General features: G+C 47.8%; 12 protein-coding genes. 7 read left to right on the forward strand and 5 right to left on the reverse strand.

Annotation, left to right across the window (positions count from 1 at the left end; translation table 11 throughout):
• Positions 1-63: 63 nt before the first annotated feature.
• From ABU165_RS06730 to ABU165_RS06750, 5 genes are all read right to left on the reverse strand, one after another.
• Complete coding sequence (locus tag ABU165_RS06730) at positions 64-1,605, reverse strand: AbgT family transporter (RefSeq protein WP_318059867.1); 1,542 nt, start codon at positions 1,603-1,605, stop codon at positions 64-66.
• Positions 1,602-3,038, reverse strand: a complete 1,437-nt coding sequence (locus tag ABU165_RS06735; RefSeq protein WP_318059868.1) for a M20 family metallopeptidase — start codon at positions 3,036-3,038, stop codon at positions 1,602-1,604. The genes ABU165_RS06730 and ABU165_RS06735 overlap by 4 nt, the downstream gene beginning before the upstream one ends.
• 36 nt (positions 3,039-3,074) lie before the next feature.
• Entirely contained in the window at positions 3,075-4,322 is a 1,248-nt protein-coding gene (locus ABU165_RS06740; RefSeq protein ID WP_318059869.1) for a M20 family metallo-hydrolase, read from the reverse strand.
• Complete coding sequence (locus ABU165_RS06745; RefSeq protein ID WP_318059870.1) at positions 4,315-5,613, reverse strand: amidohydrolase; 1,299 nt, start codon at positions 5,611-5,613, stop codon at positions 4,315-4,317. Before ABU165_RS06745 ends, ABU165_RS06740 begins: the two co-directional genes overlap by 8 nt.
• Before the next feature lie 270 nt (positions 5,614-5,883).
• Positions 5,884-7,200, reverse strand: coding sequence for a hypothetical protein (locus tag ABU165_RS06750; RefSeq protein WP_318059871.1), 1,317 nt, complete (start codon positions 7,198-7,200; stop codon positions 5,884-5,886).
• 394 nt (positions 7,201-7,594) lie between these two features.
• On the opposite strand from ABU165_RS06750, the gene ABU165_RS06755 reads away from it, so the two are divergent.
• From ABU165_RS06755 to gtfA, 7 genes are all read left to right on the forward strand, one after another.
• Positions 7,595-8,617, forward strand: coding sequence for a LacI family DNA-binding transcriptional regulator (locus tag ABU165_RS06755; RefSeq protein WP_009792910.1), 1,023 nt, complete (start codon positions 7,595-7,597; stop codon positions 8,615-8,617).
• Between the two features lie 177 nt (positions 8,618-8,794).
• Complete coding sequence (locus ABU165_RS06760; protein WP_187445401.1) at positions 8,795-10,111, forward strand: ABC transporter substrate-binding protein; 1,317 nt, start codon at positions 8,795-8,797, stop codon at positions 10,109-10,111.
• A gap of 84 nt (positions 10,112-10,195) precedes the next feature.
• Entirely contained in the window at positions 10,196-11,077 is an 882-nt protein-coding gene (locus ABU165_RS06765; RefSeq protein WP_009792913.1) for a carbohydrate ABC transporter permease, read from the forward strand.
• On the forward strand, positions 11,077-11,913 hold the full coding sequence (locus ABU165_RS06770) for a carbohydrate ABC transporter permease (protein WP_009792914.1): 837 nt from the start codon (positions 11,077-11,079) through the stop codon (positions 11,911-11,913). The genes ABU165_RS06765 and ABU165_RS06770 overlap by 1 nt, the downstream gene beginning before the upstream one ends.
• A 269-nt stretch (positions 11,914-12,182) precedes the next feature.
• Positions 12,183-13,853: a glycoside hydrolase family 13 protein gene (locus ABU165_RS06775; protein ID WP_318059872.1), complete on the forward strand. Its 1,671-nt coding sequence runs from the start codon at positions 12,183-12,185 to the stop codon at positions 13,851-13,853.
• Positions 13,854-14,053: 200 nt separating this feature from the next.
• A complete protein-coding gene (locus tag ABU165_RS06780; protein WP_318059873.1) occupies positions 14,054-15,010 on the forward strand; it encodes a carbohydrate kinase family protein in 957 nt (318 codons plus the stop codon).
• A gap of 12 nt (positions 15,011-15,022) precedes the next feature.
• On the forward strand, positions 15,023-16,492 hold the full coding sequence (gene gtfA / locus ABU165_RS06785) for a sucrose phosphorylase (RefSeq protein WP_318059874.1): 1,470 nt from the start codon (positions 15,023-15,025) through the stop codon (positions 16,490-16,492).
• Positions 16,493-16,569: the final 77 nt, after the last annotated feature.

Here is a 16,569-nt window from a genome sequence, read left to right on the forward strand (position 1 = left end):
TTTTCTGTGTTTTAAGACGGTAAAGAATCCAGTGAACCGTAAACCTGTCTCTTGGGCTTCTCTTTATAACATCGGCCCAATCCCCGGCCCAAACGGAATGCCGAAGAAGTAGAATACGAGGATCAGGATGATCCAGGTAAGCAGGAAGCAGATGGAGTACGGGAGCATGAGGGCGATGAAGGTCCCGATGCCGGCTTTTTTGTCGTACTTCTGCATGAATGACAAGGTGATGACCATATAGGGCATCAATGGTGTGACGATGTTTGTGGACGAGTCGGCGATCCTGTAGGCAACCTGGGTGAATGCAGGGTTGTAGCCCAGCTGCATGAACATTGGGATGAAGACAGGAGCCTCGAGCGCCCATTTGGCTGAACCTGATGTGATCAGGAAGTTCAGCAAGGCAGTAAAGATGATATATCCGATGATAAGACCGATTCCAGTGAACTCGATGTCCTTCAGGAATTCGGCACCGTTTACAGCTACCCATGTCGCGATGTTTGACCAGCTGAAATAGGCGATGAATTGGGCAATGGCAAAAATCAGGACGATATAGCCTGCCATATCCTTCATGGATTCAGCCATATATTTGGCAACATCTCCGCTTGTTTTGATATTTCCAACTGTCATACCGTAAGCAACCCCGATCACAATAAAGAAGATTAGGGTAATAGGAACGATGCCGTCAATGAATGGAGACGGGACAATGGTTCCGCCTTCGCCGCGCAATGGGCTGTCAGGCAGGAAGAGAGTGACTAGGATGATGGCTAAATAAACTCCCCCGGCGATGACGGCATTGCGAAGTCCTTTGCCTGCTTTCGGGTGGTCCTCTGTGACTGCTTCTTCGACGACATCACCTTTATATTTGCCAAGGCGAGGCTCGATGAACTTAGTAGTGACAAGGGCACCGACTACTGTAAGAAGGAAGACGGATACAATATTGAAATAATAGTTATCAACAGGTGAAACGGTAAAACTGTCATCAATGATCCTTGCAGCTTCCGTGGAAATCCCGGCAAGCAATGTGTCTGTCCCGGTAATGACAAGGTTGGCTGTAAAACCGGCACCGGCTGCAGCATACCCGGCTGCGAGACCTGCGACCGGGTTGCGCCCAACCTTGTAGAAAACCATGGCGGCTAGCGGCGGAATCAGTACCATGGCCGCATCTGAGGCCAGGTTCCCCATGATTCCGACAAATACGACAGTATAAGTGATCAATACCGGCGGTGACTTCAGAATGGTTTTCCTGATGGCATAATCAAGCAAACCGACTTTCTCGGCCAAGCCAATACCAAGCATCATGGCCAGTACGAGGCCGAGCGGTGCGAAGCCTGTAAAGTTATCGAGCATCGAGCTGAGGATATACTGCAGACCTTCACCTGATGCTAAGCTCTTGACGGGCAGCTCTTCCCCTGTTCCAGGGTGGACGACCGTAGCACCGAACGCTTTAAAAATGGCTGAAGCGACAATGACAAGAAGCGTCAGGACGACGAATAAAATAAATGGATCTGGCAGCTTATTGCCTATTTTTTCAATTCCGTTCAGGAATTTCTGAAAAATGCCTTCCTTCTTCTGTGGACTTGTTCCAGGCTGGTTTTCAAGTTTCATGAGGACCCCTCCGATAGCTTGGAAGGATTAACACCTTCCGGAATTGGACATGTATAGGGATTTCCGTCCCTGAATAAAGCGAACTCCTGCTGTACCTTTTCAAGCTCTTCTTTTTCCGTCAGCAGCCTGATGGAAGTCAATGCCATCGCCTCCGCTGCCCGCAGCATGCCTTTATTGGCATAGCTGCTGATTCCCTGGGCGGTCATCTGCCAGGTATGCAGCGGCGTTCCGAGAGCAGAGGTGGAAGCTGTCAATTGTGCGGTCGGGATGACCCAGCTGACATCCGATACATCTGTCGAGCCGGAAAGGACGCCGTCTGACGGTTCATACGGAGATATGGTATCTGCCAGATATTTTCCGGCAAATTCACTTCCGTCCCCGATATAGCCGAAGCCTTTTAAAATATCAATATAGCTTTCTTTTTCGCCTTCAGAGAGCGTGTCCCACAGCTGTTTTGCGTATGCTTCCTCCTGCTCGTCCGGCTTTTCGATCCCGGCTTCCAGCAGGCTCTCATGGAGAATGCGCTCCAGGCTGCGGTTCGGGATATAGTTGGAGCAGGCTTTATCAAACTCAATGGTCAGCTCCGTTTCGGTCATCAAAGCGGCACCTTCCGCAATTTTGCAGACCCGCTTGTAAATATCATCGACCTGCTTGACCTTCGGCGAGCGGATCAAATACAGAACCTCAGCATCCGCCTGGACCACATTCGGGGAAATGCCGCCCGTATTGGTGACCGCATAATGGATGCGCGCCTCCGGAATCACATGCTCACGGAGGTAATTGACCCCGATATTCATAAGCTCGACTGCATCAAGTGCACTCCGCCCAAGATGAGGGGAGTTGGCCGCATGGGAGGAAAGCCCTTTGAAGCGGAAAAATACCTGATAGTTTGCAAGGCTCGATAAGCTCATGATGCTGTTGGCCGGTGACGGGTGCCAGGTAAGGGCAGCGTCTACTCCGTCAAAAACACCTTCCCTGACCATGAAGGTCTTGCCTGAACCGCCTTCTTCACCGGGACATCCGAAAAATTTAATGGTTCCCGGCAGATTGTTTTCTTCTAGATAGTTTTTTGCTGCACAGGCTGCTGCAAAAGCACCGGTGCCGAGCAGATTGTGGCCGCACCCGTGGCCGGCATTTTTTCCTGTCGGCTCCGGAGAGGATTTGCCGGGCTCCTGACCAAGGCCGGAAAGGGCATCAAATTCTCCGAGGAAGCCGATGACAGGCGAACCGCTGCCATAAGAGGCAACAAAGGCTGTTTCCATATTCCCGGCATTCCGTTCAACCTGGAATCCGGCTTTTTCACATTCCGCTGCGAGGAACTCAGCAGAATCATATTCTTCAAAGCGTGTTTCAGGATGATGGTAGATGTATTCGCTTATCTTTTCGAAAGTTTGTCTATTTTCAGATAAATACGTTTTTACGGGGGATATCATCAGGTCACTCCTTTAAAATAAGTCATATATCGGCTGTTATAAGGAAGCCTCTTTTTCCAGGAATCTTGTGATTACCCGGACGCCTTTGGCCATGTCTTCAATGGAGGCAAATTCATCTGGATGATGGGAGATGCCATCCTTGCAGGGGATAAAAATCAATCCGGACGGCCATTTGGCTGCCATATTCATGACATCATGGCCTGCGCCGCTGTTCATGCTGTGGGCTTTCAGGCCGAGCTCTCCGCATATGCCGGTAAGTTTCTGCTGCATGTTGGGATCAAGCATAATGGAATCATTGTTGATTAGAGTTTCAACGTGGATTTCCACCCCGCTGTCCGTAGCGGTCTTCTGGCAAAAGTCCTTTATTTCTTCAGCAAAAGAACGTTTCAGCATGTCATCAACGCTGCGGATGTCAATGCCAAGCTCGATTTCTCCAGGGATAACGTTCATGCTGTTCGGTTTCAATTCAACGGTGCTGACTGTAGCGACGAGCGGCTGGATGCTTTCTTCACTTAACTGTGAAGCCCTTTCATGCACAAAGGTGACGAGCGGGGCGATGGCGACGAATGCATCTTTTCGGTTATGCATTGGGGTCGTTCCGGTATGGCCGGCCATTCCTTTGACGTGAACCTTCAGCCGGACCGGGCAGGCGACGCCGTTTACAATCCCGATTTCTGCGCCATGCTCCTCAATATGGGTTCCCTGCTCGATATGCAGCTCCAAAAAGCAGGCAAGCTTCTCAGCAGGCAGTTCAGCTTCTTCGATCCTGGACCAGTCAAGCCCAAATTCCTCGGCAGCCTCTTTAACAGTGACACCATTGCGGTCAGTCATCCTGCCGGCTTCCCGGCTGTTGAGTTTCCCGGAAACGGCTTTGCTGCCGATGGTCGACAGGCCGAATCGCGCTGACTCTTCTGAGACAAAGCAGACGACTGCAATATCTCTCGCTGGCTGGAACCCTGAATCCTTCAGTGTTTTGATGGCGGCCAGGGCGCTGAGCACCCCGGCTGGACCGTCATAGCCGCCGCCGTTCACAACTGTATCAAGATGGGAGCCGACGGCCACGGGAGGCAGGCTGCTGTCTGTTTTCCATATGGCCCACTGATTGCCGGCCGCATCCTGAAGGGTGTGGAGCCCGAGCTCCTCCGCCACTTTTCTGAAAGCAGCATGGGCAGCTTTTTCCTCGGCGGTGAAGCTGAGGCGGGTGAAGCCCTCCGGCTGGTCCATGCTAGAGACTGTATTCAGGATGGCCAGATTTTTTTCAAGCCAGCTGTGCAAATCAGCCATTGGAGGAGCCGCCTTTGATGATGCTGGCGAAGGTATCGACCGCTGCCGCGAGCACTCCTTCCTCATAATCAAACTGAGGATGATGGTGCGGGAAGTCGAGCTTAGTGCCAAACAGCATATAGGTGGCTTTACCGCCATGCTCCTGCACCTTGTTCATCATAAAGCTTGCATCCTCAGAGCCGGAGACAGGGACAGAGGGGATGACCTCTGTGACAAGCTCGCTTGAAGCGCACCATTCCTGGATCTTCGGAATCAGTTCTTCGTTGCAGGTCATCACCTCGGTGACTCCTACAGGCTCGATTGTACAGGTGACATCTTGCATATCGGCCGCCGCCTTGATGATCCGAAGGGCACTCTCTGCCATATAGTCACCTATAGCATGCGTTTCACCGCGGACTTCAATCTCCATATAGCTGTCCTCTGGGATGATATTGCGTCCGCTCCCGGCAGTCAGGCGCCCGACATTCACGCGGGTGACGCCGTCGAAATGGCGGGGGATTGCATATAGATTATTGGCTGCAGTGGTTGCGGCAAGCAGAGCATTTTTGCCGAGCTCCGGATGCATGCCTGCGTGGGAGGAAACTCCCTTGAATGAAACATTGTACTTTGTTGAGGCTAGGAATCCTGTCGTTGTTGCGGCGATGGTTCCGACCGGATAGGAGTGAATCCCGATATGCCCGGAGTAGAAATAATCGACATCATCGAGCCAGCCCTTGGCCACCATTGCCCTTGCGCCGCGGCCGCCTTCTTCTGCCGGCTGGAAAAGAAGCGTGAATTTTCCCTTGAGTTCATTGGTATGCTCTGCAATATATTTCGCTGTGCCGAGGCCGATCGTTGCATGGCCGTCATGTCCGCAGGCATGCATTACATTAGGTTCGCCTGATGAGAATTCATGTTTGCATGGAAGGTGGGACTCATCGGCAGACTCAAGGATCGGCAAGGCATCGATATCGAAGCGAAATCCGATATGGTCTCCAGCTCTTCCTGTGTCCCATGTTGCCACTAGGCCGGTGTTGCCGCCTGACAACTTTTCAAGCCATTCTTTCTCGACTCCCCAAGCAGCTGCCTTTTCTTCGTGTGCATCCAGAGCTTCTTTTTTCGGCACGCCGAGGCGGGCATCTTCCTGCAGGGCATCCTTCCCGATATGGAGGGTAAAGCCCATCTTCTCTAGTTCCTTCCCGATCCGGTAGGTTGTGATATATTCCATAAAGCCCAATTCCGGCAGGCTATGAAGCGTCCTGCGCCATTCCACTAGCTGCGGAGTAAGATTTTTGACAAACTCGCTGGTCATAGTTAGCACTCCCTGTATGTAAAAAATTGGTTGTTTCCTAATTTAGGAAAGTTATAGAGATATTAAGTTGGTGCAATCATCAGAGTTTTGGTTTTCGGATAATTGCCGTTTATTTTCCTTAAAGGGGAGTATACTACAATATTTAGAAAATTGATACTTTGTAGAATAATTCACAAACAGGGTATGTATAGATAGCGAGAAAAATGGGCAGGGCAGGCTTGGAAAGCAAAATAAAAAGCAAGCCGGCAGAAGGCTCCTGCTGGCTTGCTATTAATTACCATTCAATAAAAGTTTATAAACCTTTCTGGGTCTGCCCTTTGACTGGCCAGTCTGGACTGATTTGCTTTCAGCGAGGCCGATAGTCTCCATCTCTGAAAGGATCCGCCGGGCATTCCGCTCTGTACTCTCCAGCCAGCCAGCCACCTCGCGGGAATTCACTTCTGTTTTTTTATAAAAATTGGACAATGTCTGGATTTTGGAAAGCGCGACAGGAGAAATATTCGCTTTTTTCAGCGTGTCTGCCCATTCCTCATCACTCCATTTTTTAGAATGATAGGTAACCGAATCCCCGGATGGATGAAACTCTGTCAGCTCCTCATTTTCATCAACGAGAACGATTGCCGGCTTGGCCTTCTGGCGGGCGCTCCTGAGTGCGTTTTGCACATTTTCCTCCGCCTGAAGGGCTGTGATTCCGTAGCCAAGACCGATGCGGAGGCGGAAATGGGTCTGGGCATAGACCGTTTCAATCAGGTCGTAAAGATCCTTTTTATCAAGTTTGATTTCAACCTCGCCGCGCGTTGTGTAGATAAAATAGAGGCCGTCCCCAATTTGCACATACGAACCGTTCACATGCTCTGCAAGCTCGATGAGAAGCTTCTTCATGGCAAGCTCCTTGTGCTTCCGTTCATAGGAATGAAAGAATTCTCCCTCATTATCAGGCTGGATAAGTTCAATTCCGAGCAGCGCCATTTGCGAACGCTGATACCAGGATGAGTGGCCGCGTTCTTTCAGAATTTTAAGCGCAAATTGAATCGATAGATGGGAAGGATACACACGATAGCAGGGAATATCCATTTCTTTGAGATAGTCATAGACTCCCCGCAGGCAGGTAAAAGCAGCCTCCGTCCGGCCCTCACGGTAAAGCTTAATATGAAACTCGGCCAGCTCCTCAACAGGGCGGAAATCCGGATAAGAAAAAGAATGGATCTCCAGGCTCTGCAGAGAAAAATAGCGCTTCGTCGTTTCCAGCTCCTCTTCCTGGATCGTATCCAGGCTGATGCTTTTGATCACCCGTTCCTTATCGAGATAAGACTCCAGCACCTTTCCAAGCAGGCTCGCGCCGTACAGGGGAGGATAGAAGCTGTTCTCCTCACAGATCAGCTCCTTTGATAAAGCATATGTATAAGGGACCTGACCGGAAAAAAACCACTGATCGATCCTTTGCTGGTTTTCCCCGATAATCCCGTCAATATCCTCCAGGCTCCCATAATAAAAAGGAACCAGCCGCAAATCCGAAAAAGACTCCGCCGAATCCATAATATGCCGGACCGAATCCTCAGGCCCGATAACCCCTAATGTAATCTCCATTCCATTCACCTATTTCCGCATCAGCTGTAATCTTCTGCCTATTATATACCAAAAATTCCGTGCCAGGTACCGTCCGTGGACAAAAGGGGGTGAAGTGTCTTTTTGTGGTGCCAGGTACCATCCGTGGACAGATGGGGTGAAGTGTCTTTTTGTGGTACCAGGTACGCTCCGTGGACAGATGGGGTGAAGTGTCTTTTCGTGGTGCCAGGTACCATCCGTGGACAGATGGGGTGAAGTGTCTTTTTGTGGTGCCAGGTACGCTCCGTGGACAGATAGGGTGGAAGTGTCTTTTCATGGTACCTGGCACCCAACAATAAGTATATTGACAAACCCGCTGTGTAATTATAGATTCAAAGTGATAAGAAAACGTTTTCCTGAAGGGTGAGAATAAACTATGAAATTAACTATAAAAGACATTGCAAAAATGGCAGGAGTCTCTGTTGCAACGGTCTCACGTGTAATTAATAAGAGCAAGCCTGTGAATGATGATATAAGGGAAAAAGTCGAGAAGGTCATCCGTGAAACCCAATTCCGTCCCAATGCACTTGCAAGGGGGCTGATCAGCAAATCTACGAATTTAATAGGGGTCATCTTTCCGCAAATCAACTATACATCCGCCGAGCTCATCAACGGCATTGAAGATGTGGCTAACAGGAATGGCTACAATATTATCCTGAGCAACACCAGGCTCGATCCGGAAATGGAGCTGAAATCTCTTGAAATATTTAAAGAAAAGCAGGTGGATGGCATTATCCTGTCCGCCATCCATACGACCGAGCAGCATGTCGATTGGATAAAAGCCAATAAGATCCCCATTGTAGTAGTCGGGCAGAAAGTAACTGGGCAAAACATCACCTGGGTAGATGTTGACAACTATACACCGATAACAGAAATGGTCAGGTATCTGGTACGCTGCGGCCATGAAAAAATCGGAATGATTCATGGTCCGCTGCACGATCAGTCAGCAGGCTATTCACGCTATAAGGGTTTTATTGATGAAATGAAACGCCTAGGTCTTCCTGTCAATCAGGATTTCATTGCTGAAAGCAACTTTTCCTCTGGGGAGGGGTATGAGGCGATGGTGACTTTGCTTAGAAAGAGGGATCTTCCGACCGCCATTCTTTGCGCATCCGACACGATTGCCATCGGCGCCAAAAATTGCGCAGAGGACCAGGGATACAGGGTTCCTGACGATATTTCAATTGCAGGGTTTGACGATATTGAATTGGCAACGCTTGTACGCCCGCAGCTGACAACGGTCAGGGTCGACTTTGAAGCTATGGGGTCCAAAGCAATGGAGGCTCTGCTCCAAAACATTGGCCAGCCCGGAACTGCGCCTCAAGAGCATTATATTGATTACCGGCTGAGCCTGAGGGACAGTGTCAAGAAAATGATGCAGGCAGATAGGGAATTGTGATTTTTTGCTGAAATTAATACTTTTAGGAAATCGTTTTCAAAAGTACTTGTCAAAATATTAATAACTTAATATAATCATAATTGTAAGAGCTAGGAAAACCTTTTCACAAATTCATGCAGAAGAGCTTAATGGTCTAATCTGCTAAAACTATTCTCAAACAGAGGGGAAGTAAAAAAAATGTTCAATTTCTCTAAATCAGGAATGTTCAAAAAGACGGCCGCTGCCGGCATGGCAGCCGCATTAACCTTTTCTCTTGCAGCCTGCTCAGGCAATTCTTCTGAAGGAGATACAGGCTCAAAAGATGGGAAAGTAAACATTATTGTTACAAACGGCAAGGGTGAGATTGATGCCCAGTTTAAGCAGGCCGCAAAGGATTTTATGGCCGATCATAAGGACATCAATGTACAGGTTGAATCAGTGGCAGTCGGAGACGCATTGAACGTTTATGATAAGCTTTCCGCCTCTGGGAAAACGGTTACATTGGCAATGTTTTCTCCTTATGATGCCACTCATAAATATAAAGATGTAGGAATCGATTTGTCTGATGAAAAATGGAATGAAGAAACAAGCGATGCCATTAAAGATGAAGAAGGAAATGTAATCGGTTTCCCGTTCGCCCTGGAAGGTATGGGACTTGTTTACAACCAGACAGTAGTTGAAGAAGCAGCAGGCGAAGGCTTTGATCCATTCTCAATCAATACACGCGACAAGCTGGCAGATCTATTGGATAAAATCAAGGAATCTGGTGTGAAGCAGCCAGTGGCTTATCAGACTGAAGCATGGTCAGTTGCGAATCATTACAGCTCTCTGTTTCTTAATCAGACAGAAGATCCAACGGAAACTTTGAAAGAAGTGCAAGCCGGAAAATTCGATTATAACAAGAATGAAGCCTGGAACGGCTATTATGACACATTGGATATGCTGATTTCAGAGGATTACAATATGTTCGGTGCACGTCCGACTGGCCAATATTATGATGCTGCGCATGTAGCTGTCGGAAAAGGCGATTCTGCGATGCTTTTCAACGGAAACTGGGCTTTTGATTCTTTGAAAGCGCTTGAAGGTACAAACTTTGGATTCATGCCTGTCCCTGTCGACAACAATCCTGATAACCCGCTGAACAACAAGATTGCAGCCGGTCCTACTCAAGCATTTGTTGTGAACAAGAAGGCTTCTAAAGAAGAACAGGACGCTGCGAAAGAATTCTTGAACTGGCTGGTATACGATGAAGCAGGACAAGACTTTATCGTTAATAAATCTCAAATCATCTCAGCATTCAAAAACAATCCAAACAAAGTAACCAACCCGCTCGGCGTTGCCATCAGTGATGCACTTGCTGCCGGCAAGACAATGCCTTTCAGCACCAACTATATCAATACAGGGGATTGGACAACTATCCTTGGTCCTGAGGTTCAGAAATACATTGCGAATCAAAGCAAAAGAGAAGACCTTGCAAAAGCTTTTGAAACCTATTATAAGACCCACCAAGAGTAATCCAGACTCAAGTGAAAACAAAAAAGCAGGCGGAGAGAACTTATCCTGCCTGCTTTTTTTACCTAACAGACAGGATGTGGAAGTATGAAGAAAAATAAAAAAATAGGTGATATCGGCAATTCGCTTTTATTCCTGGGCCCTGTTTTCCTTTTTTTCTGTATCACCGTACTGGTCCCATTTGGATACGGCCTTTTCCTCACTTTTAATACGATGCAGACTCCGGCTGATCCGGTGGTGTTTGCAGGCATGGCGAATTATCTGGAAGCTGTAAAAGATACGGAATTTTGGAAATCGCTTTGGCTGACACTTAAATTTGTCGTGGCAACCGTGTTTTTTGTCAACTTGTTCGGCTTCGGTCTGGCGTACCTGGTTACGTCCGGCTTGAAGATCCAGAATTCATTAAGGACAGCTTATTTTACGCCTAACCTGATCGGCGGACTGGTACTTGGTTATATATGGCAATTCATCTTCGTTCAGTCACTCCCTGCATTAGGCACCAAACTTGGCATAGATTGGCTTGAACTCGGGTGGCTCGGGGATCCGACCATGGCTTTCTGGTCGCTCGTCATCGTAACCATCTGGCAGACAGCCGGCTATATGATGATCATCTTCATCGCCGGATTGATCAGTGTTCCAAGAGAGCTGATTGAAGCAGCCAAAATCGATGGAGCCGGCCCGTTCAGAAGGCTTTTGAATGTTACGCTGCCTTTAATGGTTCCCTCATTCGTAGTGACCGGGTTCCTTTCTTTAAAAAATGCATTCATGGTGTATGACTTGAATTTTGCTCTCACAAATGGCGGCCCTTTTGGCAGCACGAAAATGGTCTCCATGCATGTTGTCAATAAAGCCTTTATTGAATCAAACTATGGAACAGGACAGGCTGAGGCCATTATCCTGTTTGTGATTGTAGCCGCCGTAACAGGTTTTCAAGTTTATACCAGCAAGAAAATGGAGGTCGAAGCATAATGGCCAGGCAAAAAATTGTCACTACCACTTTTCTATACCTACTGGCAATCATTGCCCTAGTAAGTTTTATTTTCCCTTTTGTGCTGCTCATCATCAACTCATTCAAAACCAATGGGGAAATCCTGACCAGTCCCTTTGCCCTTCCGGAAAACTGGAATTTCGCCCATTTTGCTGATGTAATCAACATGATGAACTTTGGTGTCACCTTCAGGAACTCGTTCATCGTTACCACCCTGAGCACACTGTTCATTGTCTTTTTCTCTGCCATGGCGGCGTACCATCTTGTGAGAAGGCCGTCCAAATTCAATAAATTCTTTTTCACCGTGCTGGTTGCATCAATGGTCATCCCGTTCCAGTCGCTCATGATCCCGCTGATTTATATCTATGGGGCGAAACTGCAGCTGATTGACGCGATTCCTATTCCGCTATTGATCATTTTCTACCTTGGGTTCGGCAGTGCGCTTTCCGTATTCATGTTCCATGGCTTTATCAAGTCGATCCCGATAGAAGTTGAAGAAGCAGCAAGAATTGATGGCTGTAATTCCCTGCAGATCTTCTTCCTGATTGTCCTTCCGATGCTGAAGCCTATCGCAGTTACGATTTCAATATTGAACGTGCTGTGGATCTGGAACGATTACCTGCTGCCATCACTGGTGCTTAACAATGAATCAGTCTATACAATGCCGGTCCAGATGAAAGTATTCAACGGCACATATATGAATAACTGGGAACTGCTGATCCCGGCGATTCTATTGACCGTCATCCCGATCCTGATCATGTACATGATCGGCCAGCGTGCGATTATTAATGGCGTGATGCAGGGGTCTATTAAATAGGCTGGAGTCCGGCTAAATGATATTAGGTTGTATTTTGGTAAAAAATGTAAAGCGGGGCGAATATCCTGGATTCTGGGGTGAATTCCCGTAATTTTAGGGAGAAAAAATAGAAAAACTGGCCGAATTATTGAAAAAGTAGGCTGAATCAGTGTTAAGCGGCGGCAATACCAGATAGTTTTAAAAAAAACGCCATTAACACTGATTTCACACATCAACCAGGCTAAATTCTGCAAGAAAAATGAAGGCACAACGAAAGGATTTTGACAGAGATGAAAAAAGCATGGTGGAAAGAAGCAGTAGCCTATCAAATTTACCCGCGGAGCTTTATGGACAGTAATGGAGACGGCATCGGGGACTTAAGAGGAATTGTTACGAAGCTTGATTACCTTAAAGATCTGGGAATTGATGTGATCTGGATCTGCCCGATGTATAAGTCGCCTAATGATGATAATGGCTACGATATTTCTGATTACCAGGATATTATGGATGAATTCGGCACAATGGAAGATTTTAATCTTCTGCTTGAAGAAGTCCATAAGCGCGGAATGAAATTGATCCTGGACCTGGTGATTAATCATACGAGTGATGAGCATCCATGGTTTTTAGAGTCCCGCTCTTCAAAAGATCATCCGAAAAGGGACTGGTATATCTGGCGTGACGGAAAAGATGGCAAGGAGCCGAATAACTGGGAATCCATTTTCAGCGGGCCTGCGTGGAAATATGATGAAGAAACAAAGCAATACTTCATGCATATATTCTCTGCACGCCAGCCGGATTTGAACTGGGAGAATCCTGAGGTCAGGGAAGCTCTCTATGAAATGGTCAACTGGTGGCTTGAAAAAGGAATTGATGGATTCAGGATCGATGCGATTTCGCATATCAAAAAAGAGCCCGGTTTCCCGGATATGCCAAACCCGGACAATCTGGATGTGGTCCCATCTTTTCCGAAAATGATGAATTTCCCTGGGATTGATGATTTCCTTACAGAATTTGCGGACAGGACGATCCGCAACTATGACGTCATGACTGTCGGAGAAGCCAACGGAGTCGGCATTCCTGATGCTGACAGATGGGTCGGCGAGGAAAATGGCTATTTTAATATGATTTTCCAATTTGAATTCCTGGACCTGTGGGACAAGGACACAGAAGATGCTGTGGACGTCAAAGCGCTGAAAAAAGCATTGACCAAATGGCAGGAAGGCCTTGAAGGACGAGGCTGGAATGCCCTGTTCATCGAAAACCATGACCAGCCGCGCCGTGTTTCATCCTGGGGCAATGACCAGCAGTACTGGAAAGAGAGCGCAAAAATGCTTGGGGCGCTTTACTTCCTGATGAAGGGCACACCTTTCATTTATCAGGGCCAGGAAATTGGGATGACCAATGTGAAATTCCCTGAAATTGAAGATTATAACGATGTTGGAATGGTGAACTATTACAAAGTGGAAGCCGCAAAGGGCGTGCCGCACGATGACATAATGGAGGTCGTCTGGAAACAGGGCCGCGACAATTCACGGACTCCGATGCAGTGGGATGCCTCGCATATGGCCGGCTTCACGGAAGGAAACAAAACGTGGCTGGGCCTGAACCCGAACTATCGTACCATCAATGTTGAAAGCCAGCTGAAGGATGAAAATTCGATTCTTCATTTTTATAAAAAACTAATCGCCATCCGCAAAGAGAACCCTGTCTTTGTATATGGAAAGTACGAGCTTATCCTTCCTGACCATGGGAAACTTTTTGTCTATACCAGGACAATGGGAAGCGACAAGGCCCTTGTAATCTGCAATTTCCATGACAAACCTGAAAAAATAGAGCTGCCGTCGGCAATCGGCGGTGCTTCAAGTGAACTGGTTTTAAATAACTATGATGTTCCTGAAAAGAAGCTGGAAAAGGAATTCACTTTAAGCCCTTATGAAACAAGGGTGTATCTCTTAAAGTAAGAATGGGGCACCTGCCCCTTTCTTTTTGCACTCAATATTTGTAAAAGTTTTTCTCCTGCAGAAGGTAGAGTCATAGAGGCGGCCTGACGGTATAAAACGGTACAGACTGCCTGACAGCACTGGACATGTCTGCCGGAAAAAGGAGCAGAAAGATATTCCCTTAATATCAGTTGCGGCAAGTACAGCGATGGAGGATTACGATGCTTAAATTAGATGAGAAAATTGAATTCCAGCCGAGAGGCAATGATATTTTAACGATAGGCGAAATCCTGATCGACATGATTTCGGAAGAATACAGTCCTGCAGATGAGCCGGCAGTTTATCATAACTATTTTGGCGGATCACCGGCCAATATTGCCATGAATGTAAAGAGGCTGGGAATCCGTTCCCTGGTCGCGTCTGCAGTAGGGGAAGACAGGCTGGGAACCTTTCTTATCAGCCATCTCCGCAAAACAGGGATTGACCCGGGACTGGTTCAGCGGGTAGATTCGTCCACCAGTATGGTTGTGGTCGCAAAAAGCAAAGGAACGCCCGATCCCATCTTTTACCGCGGGGCAGACTATCAGCTCCAATATACGGAAGAGCTTGAAAAGGCATTGCTGGATTCAAAAATCGTCCACTTTTCCTGCTGGCCCCTTTCGATGGCACCGGCCCGCCATACTATTGAAAAAGTGATTGAACAGGCGCGCAGCCAAAATATCCTGGTCTGCCTGGATCCGAATTACCATCAGATGGTATGGAAAAAAGGGGCCGAAGGGATTGAGTACGTTAAATCAATCATTGGGATGGTCGATATTATAAAGCCATCTGAGGACGATGCGGAGCGGCTGTTCGGGAAGGACACCCATGAAAATCAGATCCGCAAATTCCTTGATCTTGGCGCAAAGCTTGTCATCCTGACGATCGGCAAGGATGGAGCAATCGTATCCAATGGAGAAGAAACCTTTCGAATCAAGCCGCTTGCGACTGATGTAATCGACACAACCGGTGCAGGGGATGCATTCTGGTCAGGCTTTTATACGGCACTGGTAAAAGGCTTTTCCGTAAAGGAAGCCCTGGAGCTGGGTTCGGCAGCTAGCGCCTATAAATTAAAATTCACAGGTGCGGTCTGCAGCATGCCCCCGCTGGAACAACTAAAAGAAATGTACGGACTGTAGGAGGTTTTAGAAATGGCAGTTAAAAATCAAGTACAGCTTATCACATATCCGGACTCCCTCGGCGGAGATCTGAAAATGCTCAACAAAGTAATGACAGAACATTTTGCTGATATTTTCAAAGGCGGCGTGCATATCCTCCCACCTTTTCCATCCTCAGGCGACAGGGGATTTGCCCCGCTTACCTATCTTGAAATCGACCCGGAATTCGGGGGATGGGAAGATATCCGGAAGATCGGCGAAAACTTTGATATCCTTGTCGACCTGATGGTCAACCATATCTCGCAGAAATCCGAGTACTTCCAGGACTTTTTGGCAAAAGGCCGCCAGTCCCAGTATGCAGATCTGTTCATCACCCTTGACAAGCTTTGGGAAGACGGACAGCCTGTACAGGAGGATGTTGATAAGATGTTCCTGCGGAGGCCGCTCCCATATTCAACCTTCACAATAGAGGAAACAGGCGAACAGGAGACAGTATGGACCACTTTTGGCAAAACAGACCCCTCTGAACAGATTGACCTTGATATCAAATCAGAGCAGGTCAGGCAGCTATTAACCGACTTCTTCACTAATTTCAAAGAGCAGAACGTCAAAATTGTCCGCCTTGATGCTGTCGGCTATGTCGTGAAAAAGCTTGGCACCAGCTGCTTCTTTGTTGAACCGGAAATTTATGAGTTCCTTGACTGGATCATGGAGCTGGCGAATTCTCTGGGCATCGAGCTTCTGCCGGAGGTTCATTCCCATTATTCCATTCAGTATAAGCTAGCCGAACACGGCTTCTGGATCTATGACTTTATCCTGCCATACCGTGTACTCGAGACGCTGATCAACAAATCAAGCAAGAACCTGGCTGATTACCTGAAGAACCGCCCGCACAAGCAGTTCACGATGCTCGACTGCCATGACGGCATACCAGTCAAGCCTGACCTAGACGGCCTGATCGATACAAAGGAAGCGAAAGACATTGTGGATGTCTGCCTTGAAAGGGGATCCAATCTGAGCCTGATTCTTTCTGACGAACATAAGGCAGAGGACGGGTTTGATGTCCACCAGATCCGCTGCTCCTACTATTCCGTCCTGAACAGCGATGATGATGCCTATCTTGCTGCCAGAGCCATCCAGTTCTTCACGCCGGGCGTCCCGCAGGTCTATTATGTCGGGCTTCTTGCCGGTGAAAATGATGTGAAAAATGTAGCACGCACCGGTGAAGGGCGCGAAATCAACCGCCATAACTTCAGCCTGGATGAAATTGAAGAATCCCTGGAAAAGCCAGTTGTCCAGAGACTCCTGAAGCTCATCCGCTTCCGCAATGATTATGAAGCATTCAGCGGCGAATTCCAGGTCCTCGACTCACCAGACAGCGAACTCCGCCTCTCCTGGCGAAACGGCAGCAAAAGCTGCACATTGTTCATTGATCTGGCAACGAATAAGAGTACCATCGAGTATGCTGGTGACAATGGGGAAATGGATATGTATATTGTTTGAATTTAATATGGGTGGCAAGGCGTCATCCCCAAAGATAAAAGGCAGAGCTGCGGCTCTGCCTTTTATCTTTGGGGCGC

The organism is Cytobacillus sp. T106 (assembly GCF_040492155.1).
GTDB lineage: Bacteria > Bacillota > Bacilli > Bacillales > Cytobacillaceae > Bacillus_AB > Bacillus_AB infantis.

Excerpts from the sequence above, each read along its gene's own strand:
- ABU165_RS06775 (WP_318059872.1), top strand. The coding sequence starts at position 12,183 with ATGAAAAAAGCATGGTGGAAAGAAGCAGTAGCCTATCAAATTTACCCG.
- ABU165_RS06780 (WP_318059873.1), top strand. The coding sequence starts at position 14,054 with ATGCTTAAATTAGATGAGAAAATTGAATTCCAGCCGAGAGGCAATGAT.
- ABU165_RS06770 (WP_009792914.1), top strand. The coding sequence starts at position 11,077 with ATGGCCAGGCAAAAAATTGTCACTACCACTTTTCTATACCTACTGGCA.
- gtfA (WP_318059874.1), top strand. The coding sequence starts at position 15,023 with ATGGCAGTTAAAAATCAAGTACAGCTTATCACATATCCGGACTCCCTC.
- ABU165_RS06750 (WP_318059871.1), bottom strand. The coding sequence starts at position 7,200 with ATGGAGATTACATTAGGGGTTATCGGGCCTGAGGATTCGGTCCGGCAT.
- ABU165_RS06735 (WP_318059868.1), bottom strand. The coding sequence starts at position 3,038 with ATGATATCCCCCGTAAAAACGTATTTATCTGAAAATAGACAAACTTTC.
- ABU165_RS06760 (WP_187445401.1), top strand. The coding sequence starts at position 8,795 with ATGTTCAATTTCTCTAAATCAGGAATGTTCAAAAAGACGGCCGCTGCC.
- ABU165_RS06740 (WP_318059869.1), bottom strand. The coding sequence starts at position 4,322 with ATGGCTGATTTGCACAGCTGGCTTGAAAAAAATCTGGCCATCCTGAAT.
- ABU165_RS06730 (WP_318059867.1), bottom strand. The coding sequence starts at position 1,605 with ATGAAACTTGAAAACCAGCCTGGAACAAGTCCACAGAAGAAGGAAGGC.
- ABU165_RS06755 (WP_009792910.1), top strand. The coding sequence starts at position 7,595 with ATGAAATTAACTATAAAAGACATTGCAAAAATGGCAGGAGTCTCTGTT.
- ABU165_RS06745 (WP_318059870.1), bottom strand. The coding sequence starts at position 5,613 with ATGACCAGCGAGTTTGTCAAAAATCTTACTCCGCAGCTAGTGGAATGG.
- ABU165_RS06765 (WP_009792913.1), top strand. The coding sequence starts at position 10,196 with ATGAAGAAAAATAAAAAAATAGGTGATATCGGCAATTCGCTTTTATTC.